This is a genomic window from Echinimonas agarilytica (assembly GCF_023703465.1).
In the GTDB taxonomy this organism is placed as follows: domain Bacteria; phylum Pseudomonadota; class Gammaproteobacteria; order Enterobacterales; family Neiellaceae; genus Echinimonas; species Echinimonas agarilytica.
The window spans coordinates 481,471-506,523 of sequence record NZ_JAMQGP010000003.1; the positions used below are offsets into that span (position 1 = coordinate 481,471).

General features: G+C 44.8%; 19 protein-coding genes. 9 read left to right on the forward strand and 10 right to left on the reverse strand.

Annotation, left to right across the window (positions count from 1 at the left end; translation table 11 throughout):
• Window positions 1-35: 35 nt before the first annotated feature.
• From NAF29_RS09385 to NAF29_RS09395, 3 genes are all read right to left on the reverse strand, one after another.
• Complete coding sequence (locus NAF29_RS09385; RefSeq protein WP_251261289.1) at window positions 36-1,313, reverse strand: DUF1593 domain-containing protein; 1,278 nt, start codon at window positions 1,311-1,313, stop codon at window positions 36-38.
• A gap of 86 nt (window positions 1,314-1,399) precedes the next feature.
• Window positions 1,400-2,857 carry a family 43 glycosylhydrolase gene (locus tag NAF29_RS09390; RefSeq protein ID WP_251261290.1) on the reverse strand — a complete coding sequence of 486 codons (1,458 nt, stop codon included), beginning with the start codon at window positions 2,855-2,857 and terminating at the stop codon, window positions 1,400-1,402.
• Window positions 2,858-3,218: 361 nt separating this feature from the next.
• Window positions 3,219-4,259: a Kelch repeat-containing protein gene (locus tag NAF29_RS09395; protein ID WP_251261291.1), complete on the reverse strand. Its 1,041-nt coding sequence runs from the start codon at window positions 4,257-4,259 to the stop codon at window positions 3,219-3,221.
• Window positions 4,260-4,588: 329 nt separating this feature from the next.
• On the opposite strand from NAF29_RS09395, the gene NAF29_RS09400 reads away from it, so the two are divergent.
• On the forward strand, window positions 4,589-5,023 hold the full coding sequence (locus NAF29_RS09400) for an early set domain-containing protein (protein WP_251261292.1): 435 nt from the start codon (window positions 4,589-4,591) through the stop codon (window positions 5,021-5,023).
• A 72-nt stretch (window positions 5,024-5,095) separates the two neighbouring features.
• Here NAF29_RS09400 and NAF29_RS09405 read toward each other — a convergent pair whose 3' ends face one another.
• The gene (locus NAF29_RS09405; RefSeq protein ID WP_251261293.1) at window positions 5,096-5,773 is read right to left on the reverse strand and encodes an OmpW family outer membrane protein; all 678 of its coding nucleotides are present in this window, start codon (window positions 5,771-5,773) and stop codon (window positions 5,096-5,098) included.
• Between the two features lie 146 nt (window positions 5,774-5,919).
• Complete coding sequence (locus tag NAF29_RS09410) at window positions 5,920-7,542, reverse strand: glycoside hydrolase family 43 protein (protein WP_251261294.1); 1,623 nt, start codon at window positions 7,540-7,542, stop codon at window positions 5,920-5,922.
• 210 nt (window positions 7,543-7,752) lie between these two features.
• Here NAF29_RS09410 and add point away from each other — a divergent pair, with 210 nt between their 5' ends.
• Complete coding sequence (gene add, locus NAF29_RS09415) at window positions 7,753-8,757, forward strand: adenosine deaminase (RefSeq protein WP_251261295.1); 1,005 nt, start codon at window positions 7,753-7,755, stop codon at window positions 8,755-8,757.
• 70 nt (window positions 8,758-8,827) lie between these two features.
• A complete protein-coding gene (locus NAF29_RS09420) occupies window positions 8,828-9,169 on the forward strand; it encodes a DUF805 domain-containing protein (RefSeq protein WP_251261296.1) in 342 nt (113 codons plus the stop codon).
• A gap of 44 nt (window positions 9,170-9,213) precedes the next feature.
• Here NAF29_RS09420 and NAF29_RS09425 read toward each other — a convergent pair whose 3' ends face one another.
• The 5 genes from NAF29_RS09425 to pulA form a co-directional block, all read right to left on the reverse strand.
• Window positions 9,214-10,701 (reverse strand): HAMP domain-containing sensor histidine kinase, encoded by a 1,488-nt coding sequence (locus tag NAF29_RS09425; RefSeq protein WP_251261297.1) that lies wholly within the window; start codon window positions 10,699-10,701, stop codon window positions 9,214-9,216.
• Window positions 10,694-11,395, reverse strand: coding sequence for a response regulator transcription factor (locus tag NAF29_RS09430; protein ID WP_251261298.1), 702 nt, complete (start codon window positions 11,393-11,395; stop codon window positions 10,694-10,696). The genes NAF29_RS09425 and NAF29_RS09430 overlap by 8 nt, the downstream gene beginning before the upstream one ends.
• A gap of 105 nt (window positions 11,396-11,500) precedes the next feature.
• Window positions 11,501-12,208, reverse strand: a complete 708-nt coding sequence (locus tag NAF29_RS09435; RefSeq protein WP_251261299.1) for a spondin domain-containing protein — start codon at window positions 12,206-12,208, stop codon at window positions 11,501-11,503.
• A gap of 10 nt (window positions 12,209-12,218) precedes the next feature.
• Window positions 12,219-12,917: a spondin domain-containing protein gene (locus NAF29_RS09440; RefSeq protein WP_251261300.1), complete on the reverse strand. Its 699-nt coding sequence runs from the start codon at window positions 12,915-12,917 to the stop codon at window positions 12,219-12,221.
• A gap of 182 nt (window positions 12,918-13,099) precedes the next feature.
• On the reverse strand, window positions 13,100-16,969 hold the full coding sequence (gene pulA / locus NAF29_RS09445; RefSeq protein ID WP_251261301.1) for a pullulanase-type alpha-1,6-glucosidase: 3,870 nt from the start codon (window positions 16,967-16,969) through the stop codon (window positions 13,100-13,102).
• 479 nt (window positions 16,970-17,448) lie between these two features.
• On the opposite strand from pulA, the gene pyrC reads away from it, so the two are divergent.
• From pyrC to NAF29_RS09475, 6 genes are all read left to right on the forward strand, one after another.
• Window positions 17,449-18,483, forward strand: a complete 1,035-nt coding sequence (gene pyrC, locus NAF29_RS09450) for a dihydroorotase (RefSeq protein WP_349665568.1) — start codon at window positions 17,449-17,451, stop codon at window positions 18,481-18,483.
• Window positions 18,484-18,591: 108 nt separating this feature from the next.
• Window positions 18,592-18,990: an ester cyclase gene (locus NAF29_RS09455; protein ID WP_251261302.1), complete on the forward strand. Its 399-nt coding sequence runs from the start codon at window positions 18,592-18,594 to the stop codon at window positions 18,988-18,990.
• A 50-nt stretch (window positions 18,991-19,040) separates the two neighbouring features.
• Window positions 19,041-20,000 carry a DUF4862 family protein gene (locus tag NAF29_RS09460; protein ID WP_251261303.1) on the forward strand — a complete coding sequence of 320 codons (960 nt, stop codon included), beginning with the start codon at window positions 19,041-19,043 and terminating at the stop codon, window positions 19,998-20,000.
• Between the two features lie 457 nt (window positions 20,001-20,457).
• Window positions 20,458-21,438 (forward strand): hypothetical protein, encoded by a 981-nt coding sequence (locus tag NAF29_RS09465; RefSeq protein ID WP_251261304.1) that lies wholly within the window; start codon window positions 20,458-20,460, stop codon window positions 21,436-21,438.
• 69 nt (window positions 21,439-21,507) lie between these two features.
• On the forward strand, window positions 21,508-22,386 hold the full coding sequence (locus NAF29_RS09470; protein WP_251261305.1) for a hypothetical protein: 879 nt from the start codon (window positions 21,508-21,510) through the stop codon (window positions 22,384-22,386).
• Between the two features lie 575 nt (window positions 22,387-22,961).
• Window positions 22,962-24,983, forward strand: coding sequence for a winged helix-turn-helix domain-containing protein (locus tag NAF29_RS09475; RefSeq protein ID WP_251261306.1), 2,022 nt, complete (start codon window positions 22,962-22,964; stop codon window positions 24,981-24,983).
• Window positions 24,984-25,053 lie beyond the last annotated feature (70 nt).

Sequence of the window (25,053 nt, forward strand, 5' to 3'; positions counted from 1 at the left end):
ACTCGCCAATGAGTATGTAATATTCGTCTATTTCTTCAATCCGTCGTGAATGATTTGATAGTTTGGTCACAGGTTAAGCTTACTTGTAAGCCAGATGTTATCTTGAGCTCTTGGAATTTATGATTTCCAGGCGGTAGAGCTTTTTCTAACACGGGGCTACCCGCTGCATTTTTAACCATGATTTGGCCCTGAAATGGACAGTAGATTTCCAATTTTTCGCGCTTGATATACGCATAACTGAAATTTCGAGCAACCTCGTCAACAGGGAGTGCTCCGGCCTTGGCAGCAATATTTGAACGTTTCAGTAAATCAGCAACAATCTCATTGCCATTGGCTTTGAAGATATCCCGAATCGATTTCTCTTCTGTGGTAGACAATGTTCCGTCGTTTTTAATGGTGTTGAGAGCTGGACCAAATTCAGTGAGTAGCCAAAATGTGGCTCCGTCTGATTGATCGGGCTTTTGGTGGTAAAACTTAGCTGCTGCGAATACCTGTCCTAATGCGCTGTGGTAAAACTGTTTGTATTTAGGAAAGCCCGAAGAGCCGTCAACAATACCGGTTTGACCGGTCGACCCTAGTTCTATGAATTTTACGTTGGTGCGCTCTGCAGCCTGCGTGTGAAGGTAGGTACACGCATTCCAGTCATCACGGCAGTTGGCCACATGGAATGGTTTCTCGGGGCTACCTTGTGCAATTGTTGATGTGGTCCAATGCGATACAAGTGTAAGGTTATTCAAAGCCTTGGTATTACCTGAATCGATCAAGTGTTTGACCAAAATTGCAGACTCGGTGAGTGGTCCCCACGACAACACATACATGGGTTTTTGATTGAGTTGTTCAACAGCCGCGGCGACTGTATTCAACTTGCCTAGATCGCGATAATTGGTGTTTGGCTTAAACTTAATCGGTTGTCCGTCTGCTGTTGCAGCAGAGCTGATACTCGATAGGTGAAAATTAACTGAATCTTGATAACCACCCAATTGAGCATTTAAAAAAGGCACTGCACGTTCGTAAGGTACTTTGAACATTTTGTCAGTGAAAGGAATTGGATTGGCTAAGTTTTTGCGGTTTGTGGAGGCGACAACAATCCCTTCAATATTGAATCGGTTTGCCGACAGCAATAATGCAGCCAACGTCACAATATCGTCGGGATCATTTTGCGGATGGTTATGACTTCTCAAGTCAGTGGGATCAGATAAATCTGAATACACCCAAATAGCCGGCTTTTCGACAGTACTTGAAGCTGCGTGACTTAATGTTGATATTAAACAGCACACGATTGATAGTGCGACTGAAATTAGTTTGGTAGACATGGCTATGAATTTCATCAATGGAACACCTCAAATCACCCAAGGTATAGAGTCAGGCACTACGTCATGTAGCGCCTGTATTTACTGAATTAAAGAACTTTGGGCGAACCTGCGCTGAATTGCATTTTCGAGAGTTTAAGTGAACCTTGGCCCGTGTAGTTGATGTACACATCATGTTTGCCATAGGCTTCGCGGAGGAAGGTCTCGATTTTATCGCGTTTGAGTGTTTCTGGGGTTAGTGCAATGCTGCCTATCAGTGTTCCGTTTGGAGCATCTAATCGCAATTCAATTTTTCCAGACGCATTTTTATTCGCGAGTTGAGCGGAGAAATAGTAGTAGCCGCTGCCGAGTTGGATATCGCTGAACTTGGTGGGCGTTTGGCTCACTTTCGCAGTTCCAAGTGGAATTGAGAAATCTTGCGATACCTTCACTGGCGAAACACCTTCGATGGTTTGTTGGACGGGGATCAGCGTGCCATCTGCGTTGTAATCTATTCTATCGATCGATACCGAACGCTGCGTCCAAGTGCCCATGTTTTCGAACTCATCTTGTCGCCATGAAGACAAAGCAGAGGTGTGGTAAAACAAATAGTCTTGGCCGTGAAACTCAACCACGCCGCCATGGTTCGATTGAGTAAGGCGCCAAGGCACATAGTCTTTGCCTGGGAACTTTGGACCATTGTCTACTTCGTATCCGAGCTCATAATTCATTATGCCGCCATGTTTAAAAGGCCCCATAGGTGATGTGCTATACGAATAATCGAGGTGTGATTTAGCGCGTTTGGGGTCATCCGGGTTGTTGCGGTCAATTTTGTTGCCGTACTTGGTGTGGTAATTGAAGTAATAAACACCTTGACGTTTGTGTACCCATGGCGCTTCCATGAAGTTGTCTGTACCAATGTCTAATTTCACAGGTTCACTTGCGAGTTCGACCATGTTGTCGGCAAGTTTAGCGGCCCATTGACTCCCCCAATACAAATATATTTGATCATCATCATCAATGAAAACAGACGGATCGATACCTTGTGTGCCAGGAATTTTCGGCTGGATAATAGTGAAGGGTTTGTCCATCGAATCACTGACCGCAACGCCAATGTAGCTCGTTACTTTGGGTTTTCCGTTGGGTCTTAAATCTTGGCGATGACGAATATGGATAGGATAGTACATATAGTACTTACCATTGCGGTAAATGACGTCAGGGGCCCACAAGGCCCAATCGTCAACTTTTGGGTCTTCGTTTGGATTGACATCAGTGATATTCAAAACAGGCCCGTGGTCAATCCAATTCACCATGTCTGCTGATGAAAAGTTGTGATACTTGTGCATGGTGCTATACCCACCACTCTTTTCATGGTCGACGGAGGTGACCATCCAAACGCGACCATCAGGCATCACGTGAGGCGACGCATCAGCGGTGTACATGTGTGTAATGACAGGGTTGCCGTAAGGGTAAGGTTTGGTGTTTTTGTTGGGTTTCGCGATGACAGTGCTCGACATAGTTACGGCTGCAACTGCAATGGCTAACGCTGACGCTGAATATAGTTTCATCTTCAAATTCCTCTTGACCGACCCTGGGGCCGAAATAATGTGTCGATCGACTTTCTAAACCATGAATGGATTCAACATACGTTTCACAGGTAAAGCCGCTATAGAGACGAGATAACTTTTTTATGTAGGAAACCTGATGAAGTTAAAAAGTAAAATAAAAACAAATAGTTATCGTCTTTTTTGGAAGTGTGATGAAGATCTCAAACAGCTTTAAATAGCCATTTCTTTCAACCACCTTTGGTATTGCAATACGGCTGAAACTCACTCAAAAGAGTGGGGTGAGTGATAGCGGAAGAAAGTGAGTGGGAGTATTGATAGCCAACAGGGGTTGACTATCAAACTAACACAGTGACGCTCTTATTTAATCTAAGGGGATAGCTGGCAATTCCAAAGCTTCTAACGTGGTCAGCTCCGGTTTTCCACCGCGAGCGCCAGAGCCTAAACCGGTCCAAAGTTTGCCTTGGTGTAAGATCACGCCCGAACCGTGTCGTCCTTCAACCAAATTTGGCCACGAATACCACTGCTCCGTGCGCACGTTGAATGCTTCAACCTCATTATGAGCCGGCGTTGCGCGTTGCGTTTCACCACCCACAACAACGATGTAGGGCTCAACGGTAAGACTCATGCTTCCTGCTCTAGGAGTTGGGATGTTTTGATGACGAGGCAACGTTTTCCAATTGTCGCTTTGAATATCATAAACGTCCACTTCTGGTACTGTCAGACTAAATACTTGGCCTGTAGCTTTAGACGTGCGTCGGCCCCCGAGTGCATAAATTTTTCCATTGATGAAGGCAGCCTGAAAGTGATCTCGGGAGCGTGGAGCATCAGCCAGTACTGTCCATTGGTCACTGACAAAGTCATATCGGTCAAGCCAAGGAACGTGCCCGTCAGTATGACCGTTTTGTATTCCAGACACGAGGTACAATTGGTCGCCTAAAATGACCGCGCCAGCGCCGCCTCGTAATCGATTAGTTGGAATTGCAGGGCCAACTTCCCAGCGGTCTTGAAGGGGGAGGTAATACATTAAGTTCTTGACAGGAGGCTCGGTCGGATATCCGCCCGTCATCGCTCCTGCAAATACAATTTTGTCTTGATAGATCACCGGTTGGACATGATGAATCTGAAAAGGAGGAGGCGTACCTTGGTGCCATTGACTGGTTTGAGGGTCGTAAACATCTACGGACTGTATTCTTCGTCCGCCAAGTGCATAAAATTTTCCCTGATATTCGACAAATGCGGCTTCATGTCGGGGAGATGGTGTGCCTTGGTATTCTAGCGATCGCCATTGTTGGGCGTGTGTTTCAAGCTGAGTTTGATTCTGTTGAAAGTCTGCTGCTGCGGAGCATGATGCTAGTGTCATCATACTCACTAAAACAGTTAATACCGTTACAAGTCGATTCATTCGTAATCTCCGGTTATTCGCTGTTTTAGAGTGACCTCATTGCTAAAGTTAGGCAATTTTCGTTTGCGCTATGAAGGGCGTCTGATCTGGCTTATTTAAAAACTCAAGTATAGTTTGAGCTGAACTAAACCCGCTAAATTATGAAGGGTAGATCACAGCCTTGGATCAGGAACCGGTTCCATAAAAATTTAGTATTTCAAAACTTTGCATAGTGTCAAACTTCCAACCGAATGCTTTTGTTAAAAACTCATCACACTCCGTATAAGGAGCAAGGTGATTAGGCTAGTCACCTTAGGCATATCAATATTAAAACAAACAAGGAAAAGGCTATGTTCAAAGCACTCATTATTGCATCTGTCGCGGCGGCAACACTCGTAACAGGCTGCGCAAGTACCGACAACTCCGCGCCTCGCGAATTGAGCGATTACATGTTCGTTCGTGGTGACTTCAATGGCTGGAATGCTGTTCCTGAGCATAAACTCACAAAAACATCCACAGACCGACTCTATATGACGTCAATTGATGTGACCGCTGACGGCTCTGTCTATGGGTTTAAATTTGCCGATCAGTTGTGGGGCGCAGGCGCTAATTGTGGTTATCAAAACAAAGAAGATGAAACGATTGTCCTTGGTAAACGCGTGCCTGTGAGCTGTTCGTCATCGTATTCAAACTTTGTATTTACGCCAGCTGAGTCGGGAACCTATAACTTTTACATGGACGGTTCGGTCGAACCATTTCAAATTTATGTAGAGAAAGCAGAGTAGTTCGATGTAATAGGTTGAGGGACGCAATTAAAAAAGCCGCTTTAAGCGGCTTTTTTTGATGAGTTGCGAGAATTAAAATTTATAACCCACGCCAACCATATAGACCCAAGGGTCAATATCGATTTCAACTTTTGATTTGGCATCACCAACTTTAAAGTTGGCATCGGTGTTAATATCAATGTAGCGAACTTGGCCATTGATTAACCAGTTGTCGTCGACCATGTAATCCAAGCCAATTTGTGCTGACCAGCCAAATGAACCATCTAGATCGAGAGAGTTAAAGCCTTGTTCTTTGCGCGAGCCCTTAAACGACTCATCGAAAAATACAGTGTAATTAATACCAGCACCTACGTATGGGCGGAGTTGAGTGCTGGAATTTCCAAAGTAATATTGAGCCATGAGTGTGGGCGGCAAATGACTTACTTCACCAAGCGCACCATCACCCAAACCAAGTTCTGACTTTTCGAGGCTTACGTCATGCGTGAATGGCGTAGCAGCCAGAAGCTCAACGCCCCAATTGTCGGTGATCATATAGGCTAGGTTAAGTCCGAGTTGGGTATCTCCGTCAACGGAAACTTCCATTCCTGTTTTACCTAATCCGGTCACTTCAACTTTGCCTGATTCATCATCAGGTTCAACGTGAATAACACCGCCTCGTACAATCCAATCTCCAGCTTCATGTGCAAGTGCTAATGGGCCAAATGTGAGTGTCGATAATGTTATTGACGCTGCTATGAGTGTTTTTTTCATTATTAGATCCATTGTGCTTAGTTATTGACCAGATTGTGCAACTGCGCTAACGAAGGGGAGTTGATCGAAGTCAACGGAATGGAAATAATTGTTAATTAGGTTTTAAAGTCAGGTGAATGGGCGGCGTACACCGCCCATTACTAGGATTATGGTTTGCTTAAAGGGCGGTATTCAAACCAGTTGAAGTAGGCTTTGTTATCACTTATTTTACCGTTGCTGCTGGCGTACATGCCGGTAAATGCGCCCGTAAACCCGCCGGAACGAGTCGATGACAGAATACTGGCGTCTTGCACATCAGCAAAATTCTTCAATGATGTTTTAGACGTACCAATTTTAAATTGAATGTCTAAACCATGAACTTCAAATGCTAATACTTTTTCGCCTTCGTATGGTTTTTGCTTCACAATGACTTCTTGTTTTACTTTGCGATCTTTATGGAACACTTTTATCAGTTGAAGTACTTGTTTTGAATCGGTTTGTTTGATCACCAATCGATATTGAAAACGGTCATTTTGAACTGCTGCAATACCGGCCTCTTCACCATCAACTTTGGGGGTAAAGTCGATTTCAGTGGCCGCGATAAAATCAAAGTGTTGAAAGCGTCTTGCAATCAGAGATGGATTTGTGGGTTGCGTTAAGGTGTTAGGCCGCAACTCAATTTCTAACCAGCCTTTGCGATGAAACAAACTCCACCAGTTAGTTTGTGGTGTTCTCAAGAAGTTCCAGTGCAGCGCAAGTTGGATATGAGCAAAGTTGTCTACGTCGGGTATGGCTCTGATTTTGTTCGTCGGTAATTTGGGCGCTGTGCCTGTGAGCGTAAGTTGCTCTGACTCAGGGTTAAATACAGGGGTACCATGGCGCCATTTCACAGGAGTTAAAAAGGTTTCTCGGCCTAAGTAGTAGTGACCATCAATTTTTCTGACGCCAAGAACAAGCGCCCACCAATCACCAAATTGAGTTTGTACTAAATCAGCATGACCTGTGTGTTGAATGGGGAGCTCCGGTTTGTCGCGGTGCGTGAGCGCTGGATTATTTTCGAGCAGTTTAAAAGGGCCATGGGGAGTTGGGGCTGAATAAACACATACCGCATGGTTGTTCCATGTCATGCCTTCGGCAGTGATTAAGTAGTAGGTGTCATCAATTTTATAATGGTGCGGGCCTTCAGTGGCAACAACACCACAGTCTTTGCCATCTGTTAGATCGTAACGTGGACCAAACAATACGCCTTTGTTTAGGTCGACTTGTTGCGTATAGATAATGTGCTGTGATTTATAGTCAGGTTCTTTTGGAAAACGGTTGGCGCTAAACCAAACTTTACCATCGTCATCAAAAAACAACGAGGGATCAATACCTTTCGGTGTTTTTAAATAAATAGGGTCGGAATAGGGGCCTTCAGGCTGGTCCGATACGACGTAGAAGTTATTACCACATTGTTTACAGGTCACGATCACATAATACTTGCCATTGTGATGCCGAATGGTGGGCGCCCACACTCCCGATGAAGAACGGTTATTGATCATATTTAACTGTGAAGGTCGATTGAGAACGTGCCCAATTTGTTGCCATTTCACCAGATCTGTACTGTGAAAAATAGGGACGCCTGGATACCATTCAAATGACGAATTCACAAGGTAGTAGTCATTACCTACGCGAGTGATGGATGGATCAGGATGGAAGCCAGGTAACACTGGGTTTTGATAGGTTTCGGCAATGGCGTTGTTGATGGAACTAATGCAGAGCATTAGTAACAATATAAGTGTCAATTTCATCTTAAATTGGTAACTTCAAACAGTTAAGAAATGGCATCATCAAGTTTACGTTGATGGCAAATTGTGAGAACGGAACATTTGGCTATCGTTGAGGCTTTAAGTGTTATTGTTTCATTTGCATGATAACGCCCAACAAAATGAGCAGGTTCCATTGCAACGTGATAAATTCTGTGTGTTGCAATCGTTATGTTTTTCTTAGGCTTATATTCAATGAATCAACGACTCCCTGTTGTAGACCTACACCGCCATCTAGACGGCAATATTCGTGTGTCCACTATTGTCGAGCTAGCGGCACAACACGATCTTGTATTGCCTGCACACACCGTTGAAGAGATGGCACCGTATGTGCAGGTTCAAGGTAAAGAAAATGATTTGTTGGGCTTTTTGAAAAAGCTTGACTGGATGGTGGCGGTATTAGCCGATTTGGATGCCGTGAAGCGAGTGGCTTACGAAAATGTTGAAGATGCAGTGAACTCTGGTTTGGACTACACCGAACTCCGCTTTAGTCCATATTACATGGCGATGACACATCAACTTAACCTCAACGATGTCGTTGCTGCGGTGATGAGTGGTGTAGATGCTGGGCGAGCTGATTTTGGCGCTCACGTGAATGTCATTGGGATTATGTCGCGTAGCTTTGGGCAGCAAGCATGTCAGCAGGAACTTGAAGCGATTTTGAATTTTCGAGATGATTTTGTTGCGGTAGATTTAGCGGGCGACGAGCGCGGCTTTCCCAGCTCTCAGTTTGAATCTCACTTCAAACAAGTGCGAGATGCTGGGTTGGGTATAACTGTGCATGCAGGCGAGGCGGCCGGAGCGGAAAGTGTATGGCATGCAGTGCGTTCATTAGGTGCCAGTCGAATAGGGCATGGCGTAAGATCAGTAGAAGATCCTGCATTGATGGAATATCTGGCGCAACATCGAATTGGAATTGAATCTTGCCCAACCAGTAATCTGCATACGTCCACGGTGAGTAGTTATGATACGCATCCACTGCGCCAATTTTTGGAAGCCGATATTTGTATTGGTTTGAATACGGACGACCCGGGTGTGAGCGCAATTGATATTGCTCATGAGTACCGTATTGCCAAGCATGAGTTGGGTCTAACCGATTCGCAAATAACTCAGTTGCAACACAATGGTCTTGAAATGGCTTTTCTATCGAAACAAGAACGCCAGCAACTAATTTCCGCAACACAATCTCGCAATTCGTGATTTAATTCATTGAATTGAATTAAAATTCAATAAACACTAAGCCCGAAAATTATTAAAAGGGATGAAGTGAATGGACTATTTTGTGGATGCATTGCGTAAATTTGCGGTTTTTTCGGGGCGAGAAAGACGTAAATCTTACTGGATGTTCGTACTGTTTTATTTGATTTTTTATATCGTCGCAGCACTCATCGATCAAATGATTGGTGGTATGACAATATCGACGATATTTACACTCTTATTACTCGTACCGTCTATTAGCATTTCAGCCCGACGGCTGCATGATACTGGCCGAACCGGCTGGTGGCAGCTGATCGGTTTGATCCCATTAGTGGGCATGCTTGTTCTCATTTTCTTTTATTGCCAAGACAGTGACGATGGCGCCAATGATTATGGGGCAAATCCTAAGCTCTAGTTGCCTTTGGCCATGCGCTGAAACCTGCGCATGGCAATAAATGCCTATACTGACGCTAATTGAAACCGGAACTCTGTGCCCTGCGTGGGCTTTGAAGACACCTCAATCAAACTGTTATGCAACGCCAATATGCGTTCTGTAATGGCGAGTCCCAAGCCACTATGGACGCGGCCATTGTCGGAGCTATTGCTCGCTCGAAAATGAGGTTCAAAAATTTGTCCTATCTCATCTTCGGGGATGCCGCAGCCGGTATCAGTCACGCGTATTCCTAGCTTTCCATGATTGTCTCTAGCATCAATATGGACCGTAATACTGTCGCCCGATTGGCAGTGGCGAATGGCATTGTCGATAAGGTTGGTGAATACCCGCTCAATACGTTGAATGTCAGCATTGGCCATCAGACTCGGATCTTCTGGGCTCACGGTTAAAGAGACCTGTTTTTCAATGGCGGCGAGCTGTAATTTCTGGATAACGTCTTGCACTAATTCGGCAATGGCGACGGGTTCTGTATTTAAAGTCACGTTGTCACTGTCTAAATGAGCGAGTTCAAATAATTGTTCAACTAATTGACTGGTTCGATGCGCATTGTCCAGTGCAATTTGAATTAAATGCTCACTGTCTTCGGGGGTTAAATGTTCATGCTTGAGTTGCCAAGTTTCTAAGTAGCCTTGCAGCGCAGACAATGGTGTTCTTAAGTCGTGCGAGACATACGAAACGAGTTCACGCCTAAGTTGATCCGTGCTTTGAACTTTTTGATACTGGCGGTTCAGTGTTGCTGCCATATCATTGAAAGCACTGCCTAATTTTTGAATTTCATCATGCGAGTCTTGTCGCCAGTCCGATACGATGGCAATACCTTCATCAAAGCCTTTTTGCTGCAAAGAACTGATATCGTTCGACAAGCGGCGCAGTGGCCGTGTCAGTAGTGCAAAAATGATCAACACAATAAGTGAACTAAACACCAGCGTGAGTAATATGCCCCATACTCCCAGTGTCATAATGTGGCTGTCTCTTAAAATGCTCACCACACTGTCGTAAATCTCTCCACCAATAATGATGTACAAATAGCCTCTGAGTTCGCCGTCTTCTCGGATCTCGGCGGCAGAGAATATCTTTTGTCGGCTCTGACCACGCGGATCATCGCCAATAATGGGGAGGGTTTGCTGACCGGATAAAAACGACTTGAGCGGCGTTAAGCTCACGTATTGTCGCTTAATTTTAGATGGATCGGCGGAGTAGGTGAGTACCTTACCGTCTGGCGCTAAGATATAAAACTCAAAACTTGGTCCCAGAATCATCATCGAATGGAATGCATTTTTAATGGCTGCTTGGTTTAAGTCACCCTGCTGAAACAGTTGATTGTCATACACTAGGTGCTCTGCAAGCTCTAAGTGTAACTTTTGCTCAACTTCTTTTTGGTATTCGCTGGAGACTTGAGTCGCCAGCAACAGGAGCAGAGCGCCAATGAGTACGAAACAGGTCAATACTGCCAGCGCGAGTTTGCTATAAAACGAACTAATAAGCTTACGCATCACTAAATTTGTATCCTACACCCCATACGGTTAGAACGTATTCGGGTTTTGATGGGTCTTGTTCAAGTTTGGTTCGTAACCGATTGATATGGGAGTTCACAGTATGCTCATAGCCACTGTGCTTGTATCCCCAAACTTGATCTAACAATTGCGAGCGGCTAAATACCAGTCCTGGTGCGCGCGCCATATGCAGCAACAGGTCGAATTCTGTGGATGTTAACTCCACAAATTGCTGATGAAGCGTGACGCGACGTCGGGCAACATCAATGCTCAGCGCGCCGTGCTGAATCACAGACTCTTGCGGCTCTGAGCGAGCTTGGGTCATCATTTCCATGCGCCGAAGCATAGCTTTCACTCGGGCTTGTAGTTCTCGAATACTAAATGGCTTGGTGAGGTAATCATCTGCGCCCATTTCAAGGCCAATCACACGGTCGAGTTCAGAGTCGCGGGCTGTCACCATTAAAATTGGAGTTGCGTCTTGTTCGGCTCTTAAACGCCGACAAATTTCCAAACCATCAATTCCCGGAAGCATGAGATCTAACACAATCAGATCATAGGGTTCACAGGTTGCGCGTTGAAGGCCCTGCTCTCCGTGCTCACAAGTGTCGACATGATGTTGCATGTCTGACAGGTTCATGCTGATCAGTTGATTAATATCCTGATCGTCTTCAATGACTAATATTCGCGATGACATGGCCTTGCTCCCGTTGGCTGGTCTCAAAATATGACGCAGTTAGACGGAGCTTGAATCGGTACAAAAATGTACCGATTCAAAAGCGTGTTCACCCATCGCTAATGATCAATTCATGCGCGTTACTGTCAGGGTTGCCACGGATCCAATGACTCGATGTTGTGATAATAAAACCGAATCAGGATCATCCGCCTGAGTAACTAGACCGGGATGACGGGAAATTTTATTCATTACATCGTCACGATTTGCATTAAAACCTTCACCGCTATCAGCAGGGCCAGGGATTGAGCCCGCTAACTCGCTGTTTGCCTCGGTGCCCGCGTCGTATAAATGAAGCGACCACGTCATGCTTTCTCCTGCGGCTAGAGCTGATATGTCTGCACTGTTTACACCTGCAAATGCATCATTGGTATTGACCAACATAGTGGTGGCAGAAAAGTAGATAGGTTCATCGACTTCTGAAGACAACATGACGGTTTCTGACAAACCGGGCATGATAATGCCTGCACCTGAAGCACTGGCGTGCGCACCTTCAAGCATGGCCAATAAGCCCGAGTTATCACCACCTTCTGCCATTTGCTCTAGAGCTTCTGATGATTCTTCCCCAAATGTCCACAGCGATGTTTCCGCATCGTGAAGCCCAATCGTGAGCGGAGAGAAAGGTTGAGCCGCGGTTGCATTGACAATCGTGACTTCAAAATCCGCTGTCTCTGGCTCGTCATTATTGTCATTGTCATTGTCACTACCGCAAGCAGTGAGCAAGGTAGCAAGCGTTAAGCTACTGAGTACTTTGAATGTGTGAGTTGATTTTCTCATGACCTCATCCTTACTTAACTGTTACTACAACTTTGGCTACGGGGTTTAACCAGCGGTGAATGCGGCTGTCTAAATCACTGACTCCGCCATCCGCATCGCTATCGCCGACATTACCTGGGTGAATGTGAATCATGCTGTTCACTTCGGTATTGATTACGCCGGTGGCATTCATGCCGCCGTTCATTCCTGGGTTTGCAGGAATGCCTGGTACGCCAGACATTCCGCCACCGTTGACGATTTCATCATTGGCTTCGGTGCCCGCATCATATCCGTTCAAATAAATGGTGTAGGTGCCAGCTTCGGTTGGAATATCCCATGCGTCTAACCCAACAAACCCATCATTTGTTGGCAGTAACATGGTAGTGATGCTGAGTTGATTGTTAGTGCCTGTGTCCCAATCGGTCATCATGGTGTATTCAGTTGGAGCGAGTAAACCGCCCGCTGGGTTTTGCGCGGACACTGCAGAGATAGAGTCCGCGATACCCACTAAACCCGAAATGTCGCCACCTTCGGCCATCATTTGCAGTTCTGGTGATGCGGCTTGGCCGACTTGAAATAAGTGAGTGTCGCCACTGTGAGCGGTGACTAAGATAGGAGTGAAGTAAATGCCTTGCGTTAAATTAGTAATAGTAACGTCGACTGTAGCCGCTTGAGAAAGAGCAGGAGCTGCCAACATTGGGATTGCGAAGAGTGCGTGTTTGATGTTCATTGTGTCGTCCTAATTATGATTGACTGATTAACTTGCTACTCAGATTAGAAGCAAGCTGTGTCAACCAATTCACGGACTTGTCACAATTTTATCACGACTTGTAAAGCTTGTATGTCAGGCACAAAAAAGCCCAGCATTTCAGTCAGAATGCCGGGCAAAGGTTGGAAGAGCAAACTAAATAATTATTGTTCTGACAGAGTCAAACTCAGGTTCAGGGCATCAAATGTCAGCGTATAATTGCCATCAGTGGGAACATTGAACTGCACATCTCCCTTGTTGAACTCCAAAGTCATAGGGGTATCAACGGTGACCACGCCATCGTCTTGGCCATAGTTCACATCACCCCACGCATCGTCAGCAATTTTGAAGTTAACATCGCCAGCTGTTAGCGCAGCAGTGAGGTTATATATGCCTAATCCTTGATAGGTGAATTTGTAGTCTTCTAATGCCGCCCAGCCACTATCGAAACTGCCACGCATGTACACTGCAGTGTCACCAAATGTAGGAGTATCGGCAGACGCTTCGACGTTCAACTTCAATTGACTGGTATCACTGGCATCTACGTTAAATGTGTACAACCCTGCATTTGCGATGGTGACAAGGATATTTCCATCTTTGTCGCTCAGTGCGAGTGAGTCCGAACCTTGCTCAATGCCACTAAAGTCATAGTTCACATCGCCCCAAGTCGCATCAGCAAACTTAAAGGCATAGTCTCCAGCCTCTAAAGCGATGGTTGATTGATAAATACCGTTGCCGGTAAATGTCGCTTCATTGACAGGATCCCAGCCATTCATATCACCACGAATGTAGACTTTAGTGTCTCCAAATGGAGCTATGTCGCCCATGTCTTTGGCTGACACTGGAATACCTGCACCTTGGACACTATTTTGCGGAACCACAATAACGGCGGTTGTAAATGCTGGAACGGTCGCTTGTCCTGCACTGACATCGATTGTACGAATGTCAGCATCGGCAGACGCTTGTTGAATGGGATGTAATTCAGAGTTGGCAGGCACATCCACGGTGTGCTCTGCGCTATCTAAGTTGTAGATAACAACGATGGCATCGTAGTTTGGATCGAGATCTGCACCGGCGTTAACACCGTCGTCAATGGATTGAACGATCAACCCCGCAATTTGATCGCTACCTGTATTGTGATAGTCAACTCGAGCCATGACCGCTTCGCCTGTGCCTAGCCCGAAGAGCTTGGAACCACTGCGAATGGCGAGATATTCTCGGAACACATCCGTTGTCAGGCCTATTTCAGTGGTGCTGGCAACGGTTGAAGTATCAGCAATAATCGTTTTGATAAGGTCGTAGTTCGAACCGTCTTTATCGTCACGTGGTAAGCCCTTGTCCCAATTGTTGCTCATACCATCAAAGTCAACGGTGTTGAACCAATCGCCAGAGTCGTAGCTATCCCGCTCCATTGATTTTGAACGCAACAAGTCGGCTCCCATATGGATGAATGGAATCCCTTGGCCCAGAAGAGGGAAGCTCAACGATAAGTTCTGCATACGGGCACGATCGAATGCACTCAAACCTGTAGGCAACTTATATTGATTGTTGTCCCACAGTGTTTGGTTATCGTGTTTGGATACGTAACTCTGTACTTCCGTCGGGTTTGCCGTATAGCCGGCAGGTTGGCCATTGTAGTCAACGTCTTTACCGCGCTTGGCAGTGCCGTTGCGATCCACTAAAACAAACTCAGCTAGGTTGCCTGAAAGCTCTACACGTGCGATATCAGCCTGCTTTAACCATTGCGTTTTTTCGGCATCGTCCGCCGTATTTAAGTTGTTGGGTAGTGTATATAAGCCATTGCCCAAACCTTGGCTTTGGCGAATCCCATCGCCGCTGTCGAATGGCCCACCTCCACGAACAGCATCGCGTAATCGGTCTGAGAATGAACCAATACCGGTGCCATTCAGGTTGAGCTGTGTTGCCTGCACGAAGCGAGTGTCGTTTTCAACTTCTCCGTAGTTCCAGCCTTCGCCGTAGAAATAGTTATGAGGGCTCACTTCATGCACAGCTTCAAGTGATTCTTTCATCGCCTCTAATGGCTGGTGGCCCATGAGGTCGAAGCGGAAGCTATCAATTTTGTATTGCTCAGCCCAAATCACAAGCGTGTCGGTCATGAGCTTGGCCATCATGCGATGCTCGGTCGCTGTATTGTCGCAGCATGTTGACTGTTCCACTGAACCGGTATCAACATTTAAACGGTGGTAGTAACCGGGAACGACTTTATCGAGCACAGACTTTTCGTTTATACCTGATGCATTAGTGTGGTTGTAAACAACATCCATGACCACATTGAGATCTTGTTCGTGAAGGCTTTGCACCATTTCACGAAACTCCACAATGCGGGTAGTGCCTTCTGCATCACTGGCGTAGCTACCTTCTGGTGCGCCATAATGGTATGGGTCGTAGCCCCAATTAAAGCTATCGAGTCCACGAATATCATCGACAATGGTTTCTGCACATTGGGTGCTTGAATCACATGCCTCAAGCAAGCTAATGAGTGTGGTGTCGCTGTCTTCAGAACACACGGATGCATTTGAGTTAAGGCCACATAGTTTGCCCACAGTGTCGCTGATATCAACTCGTTGTTCTGGATCTTCATTAATAGTGGCGATATCAAATGCAGGCATTAAATGAAAGTGCGTAAGACCTGCATCTCGAAGTTCTTTGATGTGTTGCATGGAGGTCGAATTGGTTTCAGTAAATGCTAAATATTTACCGCGGTTTTCGGCGCTCACAGTGGCATCGAATGCACTAAAATCTCGAATATGACTTTCATAAATCACAATATCTTGAGGCGCGGTGAGTGGAACAGAGTGATTATCCCAGCCAGCGGGCTTAAGATTTGTATGCTCTAAATCGACAACCTGTGAGTAAACAGAATTCATCGATAAGCTTAATGAATATGGGTCGGTTGTGATGAGTGTTTCCATCTTACCCGTGGTTGGGTGATAAACACTGACTTCATATTGATAATAGCTAAATTCAGGTACGTCTGTGTCTGCGCTCCAAATCCCTGTGTCAGGATCTTCTGTGAGTGCGAATGGTGAACCGCTAAGCGCATTTTTGTCGGCATCAAATGCTAAAACGTTTACTTGAGTTGCGGTCGGAGCCCACACCGAAAATACCGTGCTCGCTGCTGAAATCATTGAGCCGAGTTCAGCTTCGTCTGCGTCATTGTCTCCGGATGTGTAGAGTGCATCCAGCGCCAATGGTATTTGCACTTTTGTGGCGGCTAACAGCTTGTTTTCATCGTTCATCGCAACGACTATTAACTGAGTTTTTAGCGCTGCTTTGAGTTCTTCGTTTGTTGCATTGTGGGTCAATGCAGCAATGTCTTTTAAATGATTTGGGGCGTTGTCCTCTGCCGTGGCTGAACTGAGTTCAATGCTGTTGTAGGTGCCGACGACTTCACCGCCTTCGAGTGCAATGTCGCCTGCTGATGAAGCTAGTAACATAATTTGAGTGGCTGTCTCAGGAGCATTCCAACGAAGCGTATTGGCATCGGTCATGTGCGCAGAAGCACCAGCAATAGCAACTGGAGGGGTCTCTATAGGACTGTAATGAATGTCGCTGAAACCTTGAAATGTGAATACGTGTCCGTCGGCTTGAGCGAGATCAAGAATACCATTTTCTGAGCCAGTACCAGTCTCATTTCCTTTGTGAATAATGAAGTGAGCGCAGCTTGCATCTGGGTTGATGTCGAGTACCCAGTAAGCACCGTACGTTTGGTTGACATCTTGAATGGGGAAAGGGTCGTCCCAGTTGTTCCAATTTGAATCTGCACGGTCGATCATAGCTTGGCTATACCCGTCGGGGCAGTCATCACCATTCCAGATGTGTAGTCCCCATCCGTCATAGTCTGGGGTTTCGGTGTTTTGATTGAAGTAGACTGCAACTTGGTTTTCACCAACTGTCACAAGGTCATCACCGCTCGAAGGATTGTTATTACTACTGCCACCGCAGCCGGATAGAGTGAGTGTTGCAAGTATTGAGGCGCAAACAAGCGCTCCCTGAGTGGGTCTCATTTTCATGTTACCTAGCCTTTTTTAAAATAATTTAAATGAGGAGTTGATCAAACTCCCGTGCTTAGCCTTTGCGGTCGCTTCTGTGGCAACTCGCTAATTTTGTGGGAACCAGACTAGGTGTTGCATCGGTATATAAATGTGATCTGGATTCAGTCTCATACAGGCTGAAGCTAGGCGTGCAACCGGTTTCCAATAAATCATGAGTGTTCGATCACACTTTAAATCTTTGTGATTATTTGTTTTTAAATCGAATTTATTTGTTAAATGCAGTGGCTGATCTCGTCGAGATTTTGAACCTCGGAGCAGTGAGATTGAAGATTTTCTGTCGGGATCGATGTAAACTATTGACTCGTCTTGATTCAATCGAGTGTACACAGCGTCATAGGCGTTATGATGAGCGATGTGCCGAATGAATCGCAAACGATTTATAGACAATTCAATATTAGAGCATTGCGCTCAGCTCTTCATATATAGGAACAATTATTGTGGCTCAAACATTGACGATCACTCGCCCCGACGACTGGCATATTCATTTCCGTGACGGAGCGATGATGGCAACGGCGGTTCCAGCAACTGCAAATGTATTTGGACGCGCAATTGTGATGCCAAATTTACAGCCCCCCGTGGTTGATGCAGAACAAGCGGTGGCTTACTACGATCGGTTAAAAGGCTGTTTAGCTGACAACAGTCAGTTCGAGCCACTCATGACGCTTTACCTAACGGACCAAACCACACCAGAGATGATTAAGGCTGCAGCGGCGTCAGGCGTGGTTAAGGCATGTAAGCTGTATCCTGCCAATGCCACCACAAATTCAGCTCATGGTGTAACCGATGTTGCGGGCCTCAACGACACGTTTGCAGAAATGGAAAAGCAGGGCATTTTGTTGTTGGTTCATGGTGAAGTCACCGATCATGACATTGATGTTTTTGACCGTGAAAAAGAATTTATTGAACGGCATATGGTTCATGTAGTGAAGGCAAATCCAAATCTTAAAATCGTGTTTGAGCACATTACCACCGCCGATGCCGTGGAGTTTGTACTCGAAAGCTCAGTTAATGTTGCTGCAACTATTACACCTCAACATTTAATGTATAACCGCAATGATTTGCTGGTGGGCGGTGTTAAACCTCACAATTATTGTTTGCCTGTACTAAAGCGAAATACACATCAGAAAGCATTACAAAAAGCCGTCGCTTCAGGCTCTTCAAAGTTCTTCTTGGGTACCGATTCAGCTCCTCATTTGAAAAGTGCGAAAGAAAGTAGTTGTGGCTGCGCGGGTTGTTACAGCGCACCTGCTGCACTAGAACTCTATGCACATATCTTCGATCAACTTGGCTGCTTGGATAAGTTAGAGGGCTTCGCAAGCCACTACGGTGCAGATTTTTATGGTTTGCCGCGTAACACCGACACGGTGACTTTGGTGAACGAAGCATGGCCAATGCCAGAGCAAGTGACGGTAGGGGATGAGCCTTTAGTTCCATTTTTTGCGGGCCAAATCATTAATTGGAAAGTTCAATAGCGTTAGAGTTGAGTGCCAATCGTGTGCTTAACTAAGTGTGCGGTTGGCGTATGAGTATTGAGTGCTCTGCGTTTGTTGAGATGCAAAGGAATGGTGCCTATGGCCAGCATGGACTCAATTAACAATAAGCAACTCGTTCGCTCGTTTCTAAAGGTTTTTTTCAAGGATAGTGAACAACTTCGAATGCTTTGCGTGCCATCGGTTAAGCTTCATTTTCGAGGCGGTCTTCTCGCAGATGGGATTGAAGAGCTCGTTAAATTTGGGCAACAGCAGAATAAGTGCTTTCCCGACATAGAATTCAACGTTCAGCATGTGATTGCTGAACGGGATGCCGCAGCAGTGCGGCTTACTCAGTCTGGACATCATCGTCATTTATGGAATGGCATATCAGCTCAAGGTTATGCATTTGAAGTTGATGAGATGGTGTTCTTCGAAATCAAAGATCATCGTATTGTTCAAATATGGCCCATGCTTGATCTTGAACTCAAACGTGCCCAACTCACGTAACTCACACATTAAAAACCGAGACAGGTTTCAATAGACAAAGGAATACATCAATGAGCTATTTTGTGGGCGCTTATGCTTCGTCGCCTAATGTATCCGGTTGGGATGCATCGCTTGAAACAGATTATTACAACGCACTTAAACAATTACCAAACGTGAGAGGGTTAGAGCATCCGTTTGTGGGGACGCTGCACCCCCACGATCCCGATTGGTTTTTGGCCAATGTCGATCCGACATGGGATTTCGTCTTTACTTGCGTACCTGGCATCATGGGCGCAATGGGTCAAAATCCAAACTTTGGTATTGCATCGAACAACGTAGAAGGGCGTCAACAAGCGCTCGAATTTATGCGAAAAGCATGTGCTGCTATTGGTCAATTAACCGCTCATCTCGGACGCCAAGCCGTCACGGCAATTGAGATTCAAACAAGTCCAAATCAAGGTAAATGTGAGGCGTCAGTTGCTTCTTTAGAGGCAAGTTTACGTGAAATGCTGAGTTGGGAATGGCATGGTGCTCAGATCGTGATTGAACATTGCGATACTTATGTTGATGGGCAAACTCCAGCCAAAGGGTTTCTAACCATCGAGCAAGAGATTGAAGCAATTCAAAATGTCAACAGCGCTGTCGGTTCCAATATTGGTCTGGTTGTGAATTGGGGGCGCTCGGTTATTGAAACGCGCTCAGTTGAAGGTGCTGTAAACCATATCAATACTGCAAAAGAAGCTGGAATGCTTACTGGGCTGATGTTCTCGGGCGTTTCTGACCAAGACACAGAATATGGGGCTTGGCAAGATACACATATGCCTGCTGAAAAAGGCCAAGATTCTCAGGTTGGTGCTGCAGGTTCGCTCATGACTGAGTCTGAAATTGCTCGCTGTCTTTCGGCTGCAAATGCAGGTGAGCTGCCCATTGTTGGAGTGAAAATTGGTATTCGCCCTCATTCAACAGCGATGCAAGAGCGTGTTGATTACAATCAGGCCGTACTAAACATGCTTGCTAAGCATTCGAGCTAGTATTCGCAAAATCTTAGGTTTCAGCATTCATACTTGTTTGAGTGTGAGTGCTGAGCCAATTGCATCGGATTTTACCTGTTTCTGATGGTAATCTGAGATTGTAGTCAGAACATCAACTTTGCGTCATGTCTCATTCTGCTTCTAATTAGAATGCTGAAGCTCACACTTTTATCTTTATGAAATTCTGACCACAACTCCCTCGCATTTAACGCTTCTTGTTTAAATAAATTGATATTTATCGCTTCACGTCAACGCTAGTGCCGCTTTTGCTTTTTCTGACCAATGTTCATCCCGTTAAAAGTTATTCTTAGCAGTTATATTTTCCATTTTTTTAGCTGTAATGAGTGCGTTGTTGTTTGTTGAAAATTTGTTTTTAGTAGCAGGGCACTCATGACTGTGAGAGCTCAAATGTATACGCAAGCACACTATATAAAATAAAGATAAGCGAGATTAAATCGTGATAAAGAAGAAACTGATTTTGGCCGGATTAGCGGCTGCTAGTATTGTGACAACCGCACCTGCTTTGGCTGCTGGAACCCTGACAATCTCAAACCAAACCGGAATTATTACCATTAATGATAATAACGACTGGGACGAGATTGTGATCCCCCAAAATAAAACGCTAAAGGCGCGAATTCATATCTTGTCTGGGCGTACAAAAGATGTCGTGATTCGCGGCTTGAACAGAACAACGTCTGTGATTGCTCCCAATGGTCTCTTGGGGGCTTCCAAGCCTGACGAGAAAGGAACAGCTGGCAAAAAGCTCAGCAATATCTATTCGAATTGTAATTGCACGGTTTCAATCTCTAAACTTACGAGTCGAAACCCACAGAAATTCCATATTCTGGGTGATACCGACAAGTCAGTGATGCTCGTTGATAACGTTAATTTACATACACGAATAGCTTCAGGCGGTGATGTACATGACCATCATACTACCGATGGTTTCGGTGGTGGTGTCGGCTCTGTGATCAAGAATACAGAAATTGACACCTTTGATGACAGTATCAAAGTGTACAGAACTCTTATGACAGCAGATAAAGTGACGATTTATCACAATCAGTTTGGCAGCCCATATCAGTTTGGGTGGGGCGGTTTTAATGACGCAAAACTCATTTTAAAAGGCACCAATACTGTGATTGATAATTACAACACCTCGGGTGGTGATTATCGACATGGCGTTTTTGGTTGGGTGAAAACCAATGAATCGGGCTATGTGAGAAAAGTTGATTTCCGCGGGCAATTCAAGCATCAAGTTGCATCGGGCAAGAGCCGATCGCCACTGTACAGTATTGGCCAATTAAACAACACCACTTCAGTGGTGAATGGCGCGACTGTGTCTTTGTTTGGTTCGAATTGTTTAGCCTCTACCGGCTCAAATACCGATATCAGGAATGGCAGTCAAGTGTCCATTCGAAATGGTGCTTATTGCAAATAATTCAATGAACGGTGGGGGCCAAGGTGTCCCTGCCAAATAGGCTCTATCCAATTCATTAAGAGGTCATGAATGTTTACGATAAGTCGGCGTGTTACCTTGTTCTTTGTGATAGCCGCCCTTGCAACTATTGCCGTTGGTATGGGCTGCTCTAGTCATCATGTCGACGGGCAAGTAGCGTTGTTCGAAGATGGCAATAATCCGATTGCACAAACCAATCCGCCTGAGATTATTTCTCCAGAGATTGTCGAAGAAAAGCCGCTGGCTGCAAGTATCAACATGCCTAAGCCTTTGTTGGAATTCAGCCGAAGTGAGTTGTTAGAGTCGCTTAATCAAGATTCCGATTTATTAGTGCAATGGTTGGAAGAGCGGACGTCAATGACAGCGCTAGAATCGCGTTTATTGCTGGATGTCATTTACCAAATGGACGGTGAATCGCGTCAACAATATGCGGAACTGATGTTATATCATCATGACTCTAACTATCGCTCAACTGGCTACCAAATAATGGCGTCCTTGAACGGTGATATGAGTGATCCGAGCCAACTCAATATTCAACAAGTGATCGATGCGAGTTACACCGAATATACCGCCGATAACTTAGTGACGGTACTGACTCTATTGCATGATGAAACTTTGAATGAAGCGGTGCAACAATCTTCCAAAGAACGTGCAACCCGCTTGTTAGCCCATGAAAACATCAGCGTGCAAGCCGAAGCTTTGCGGTTATTATTGAAATATGAACCTGAAAATACTCAGCTTCAACAGCAATTGTCGCACCATTTAACATCAGGTAACGCGGAATTGACTGCGTCAGCATTTTTAACGCTCTATCGTATTCAGCATCCAAATCCTGCCATTGTGCAGGCGTTAAATCTGTTGAGCGAGCAAGTAGAGGCGAATGAAGAAATTTCTCAACAAGCAAAGGCTTTGCTTCAGCGCTGGAATTGATGGGAGGTGCTTTATTCCTAGTGGGTGAGGTGAAGCCCACTTCATATTTTTAGTTTCAGACTGAAAATTTTTCACACGACTTCCGCTCATGTTCTTGAGGGGAAACATCATAGCTATACAAAAATTTACACTCACATCATGTTCTTGATGCATCCCTTATGAAATAATTTTTCATGTGAAATCCATTTATTTTGACGGCTTTCATAGTGTTTTCTTAGGTGTGTAGATTGTCGAACGCAATTCTCATATTTTGATACTTAATTTCTTTTTAACAAAATTAACATCTATGATCATCTGAGAATGAAATGCTCGGTGAAAGTTCTCGGAGTTTGCTTTCTTATTAGCTTACGCCCCTGAAATATTTCTAGTTTTTAATGCTTTTAGCGGCATTTTGAAATTCTCCTTAATTCGTAGGTGATGTACTTAAATATTGATGTATCAACAATCAAACCACTTTACTAGCGTTGAAAATATTTTGATAAGGAAATCAGGTTATTAGCTCTCTCGGAGAGTGGAGATATTGCTCAGCATAAAGAGAAGCGCCGTTCATTAAGCGCCATAAATGGATACAAGTAATGATGACACCAGAAAATGAGAGCCTTACAGGGCCATTTCACCTCAATGATTTCCTAGTGATTCCAGGCAATGATCAAATTGTCTATGACAACAAAACTCATAAACTAGAGCCGAAGGCAATGGCCGTTTTAGTTTACGTTGTGAAACATAAGCATCGCATTGTTAGCATGCAAGAGCTGCTCGATACGGTTTGGGAAGGGACCGTTGTCACCCCGCAAACCGTGCAACGATGCATTTCAATGCTTCGCAAAATATTCAAATTAGCCCATGATCAGCAACCCTATATTCAAACGTTTTCAAAAAAGGGTTACCAGCTCGGTGTAGAGCCTGAGTATGTTGATACCGATTCAAATTTACATTCAGGGCGCGCCAAGCATAACAATAAAACAATTTGGCTTGGCGGTTTGATGTGCTTAGCGATAGTGTTTGGTGTGATTGTGAACTCACTTCTATATAACGAACAGCCTGTTCGTATATTTGAAGACGACTCGCAAATTTTCGCTTTCACCATTCATCCAAGTAAAGACTACGCAGCTTATATTAGTCGAAATGAAGATAACCAAGAAATGGAGGTTTGGATTAGGTCATTTGATGGTGTCGGATTTGCTGTGGCTAAATTAGGTAAAATCTTATCCGATCCGCAAGTATCTTGGTCTGCGGACGGGTCACAGCTGGTTGTATTACGTGAAGGCAAGAGCGATAAGATCGAAGCATTTTCCGTTGATTTAGCCCAACGCACAGCCTCATCGGTTTGGCACTTCGAAGATGCTCAACATTCCTATCAAAATGTGGCCTTGTATGACAACGAGACTTTATATTTTACTCGCACCATTCGTGATGAAATGAATTACGGATTGTATCAAAAGGATATTGTGAGTGGTGACATTACACAGGTTGAAACTGATGGTAACGTCATGTACTTTGATTTGAGTCAGGGACTGTTGGCCTATTCTGCAAGTAACCAGTTTCAACACAACATTCAAGTGAAGCGGATAGCTGATGGCCACACGTTGGTTGAAGTTCCGCACAACCAAAAGGTGTATGAGTTTGATATTTTGTCTGAAAATGGCAAGACCTTGCTTCGCACCATCGATAAAAAATTGTTTTTGCTGACGCCAGATGAAGAGTTAACTGAATTGCGTTTACCCAAAAACGATATCAGTGATATGGAAATGCGCAATGGCCAGTTCTACTACGTGGAAAAGAACAGAAGTAGCTCGATTGAGGTTCGACCCATCCACAAGTGCTGTCAAGAAGAAATAGCCCCCTCTGAGCATCAACAATATGAGCCAACGTGGAATGTTGACGGTAGCAAAGTGGCTTTCGTATCTGAACGTTCTGGATTACCTCAAGTTTGGATTTCTGAAGATGAAGAATTAACGCAACTGAGTCGTTTTGCATCAAATGAGAAACTCCAGAAAATTTTCTGGTCGAGTGATTCGCAATGGATACTCTTTTTGGCAGGTAAGGACATTTACGCATGCTCGGTATTAGTCAAATCATGCGAACCATTTGTTGAGCGCCACTTATTTGTAAGTCCGATGGGCTTTAGTCAAGATAGCCAAGAGTTTTACTATCTCGATGAAAATGGCTTCAGTCTTAAAATCTGGAAAAAATCATTTAGCTCCGATAATAAATCGATGGTCGAGGTCACAGATGAAAGTCAGGTGGTGGTGTTGAATGATGAAATCTATTACCAACCTAGAAACACCACGCACTTATATCAATATTCGGAATCTGGCGCTAAATTGCTTACAGATAAGTTCCCCAAAAACAATAAATTCTTGTTAGCAAAAGAAAACCAGATTTTCTACAACGTGCTTGAGCGCCATAAACGGCAAAATGTTTGGAGTTATAACGTCATGACCAACACGCATACTTTATTGGTGAAACGGCGTTCTTATTCGGGGCGGTTTGTCGATTACGATGGTGCAGAGCGAATCTTGTTAGAAACTCGAAAAGATTTGAACCGGCCAATGTTTTCTGTCAGCCAAGACTATTTATTCAATGCGATGGATTGAATAACTCAATAACATGGGTCTGCAGAGTTGGCAGTTGCGACTGGATGACTTATGATGAGCCGGTTCGATT

Excerpts from the sequence above, each read along its gene's own strand:
- NAF29_RS09385 (WP_251261289.1), bottom strand. The coding sequence starts at position 1,313 with ATGTCTACCAAACTAATTTCAGTCGCACTATCAATCGTGTGCTGTTTA.
- NAF29_RS09390 (WP_251261290.1), bottom strand. The coding sequence starts at position 2,857 with ATGAAACTATATTCAGCGTCAGCGTTAGCCATTGCAGTTGCAGCCGTA.
- NAF29_RS09395 (WP_251261291.1), bottom strand. The coding sequence starts at position 4,259 with ATGAATCGACTTGTAACGGTATTAACTGTTTTAGTGAGTATGATGACA.
- NAF29_RS09400 (WP_251261292.1), top strand. The coding sequence starts at position 4,589 with ATGTTCAAAGCACTCATTATTGCATCTGTCGCGGCGGCAACACTCGTA.
- NAF29_RS09405 (WP_251261293.1), bottom strand. The coding sequence starts at position 5,773 with ATGAAAAAAACACTCATAGCAGCGTCAATAACATTATCGACACTCACA.
- NAF29_RS09410 (WP_251261294.1), bottom strand. The coding sequence starts at position 7,542 with ATGAAATTGACACTTATATTGTTACTAATGCTCTGCATTAGTTCCATC.
- add (WP_251261295.1), top strand. The coding sequence starts at position 7,753 with ATGAATCAACGACTCCCTGTTGTAGACCTACACCGCCATCTAGACGGC.
- NAF29_RS09420 (WP_251261296.1), top strand. The coding sequence starts at position 8,828 with ATGGACTATTTTGTGGATGCATTGCGTAAATTTGCGGTTTTTTCGGGG.
- NAF29_RS09425 (WP_251261297.1), bottom strand. The coding sequence starts at position 10,701 with ATGCGTAAGCTTATTAGTTCGTTTTATAGCAAACTCGCGCTGGCAGTA.
- NAF29_RS09430 (WP_251261298.1), bottom strand. The coding sequence starts at position 11,395 with ATGTCATCGCGAATATTAGTCATTGAAGACGATCAGGATATTAATCAA.
- NAF29_RS09435 (WP_251261299.1), bottom strand. The coding sequence starts at position 12,208 with ATGAGAAAATCAACTCACACATTCAAAGTACTCAGTAGCTTAACGCTT.
- NAF29_RS09440 (WP_251261300.1), bottom strand. The coding sequence starts at position 12,917 with ATGAACATCAAACACGCACTCTTCGCAATCCCAATGTTGGCAGCTCCT.
- pulA (WP_251261301.1), bottom strand. The coding sequence starts at position 16,969 with ATGAAAATGAGACCCACTCAGGGAGCGCTTGTTTGCGCCTCAATACTT.
- NAF29_RS09455 (WP_251261302.1), top strand. The coding sequence starts at position 18,592 with ATGGACTCAATTAACAATAAGCAACTCGTTCGCTCGTTTCTAAAGGTT.
- NAF29_RS09460 (WP_251261303.1), top strand. The coding sequence starts at position 19,041 with ATGAGCTATTTTGTGGGCGCTTATGCTTCGTCGCCTAATGTATCCGGT.
- NAF29_RS09470 (WP_251261305.1), top strand. The coding sequence starts at position 21,508 with ATGTTTACGATAAGTCGGCGTGTTACCTTGTTCTTTGTGATAGCCGCC.
- NAF29_RS09475 (WP_251261306.1), top strand. The coding sequence starts at position 22,962 with ATGATGACACCAGAAAATGAGAGCCTTACAGGGCCATTTCACCTCAAT.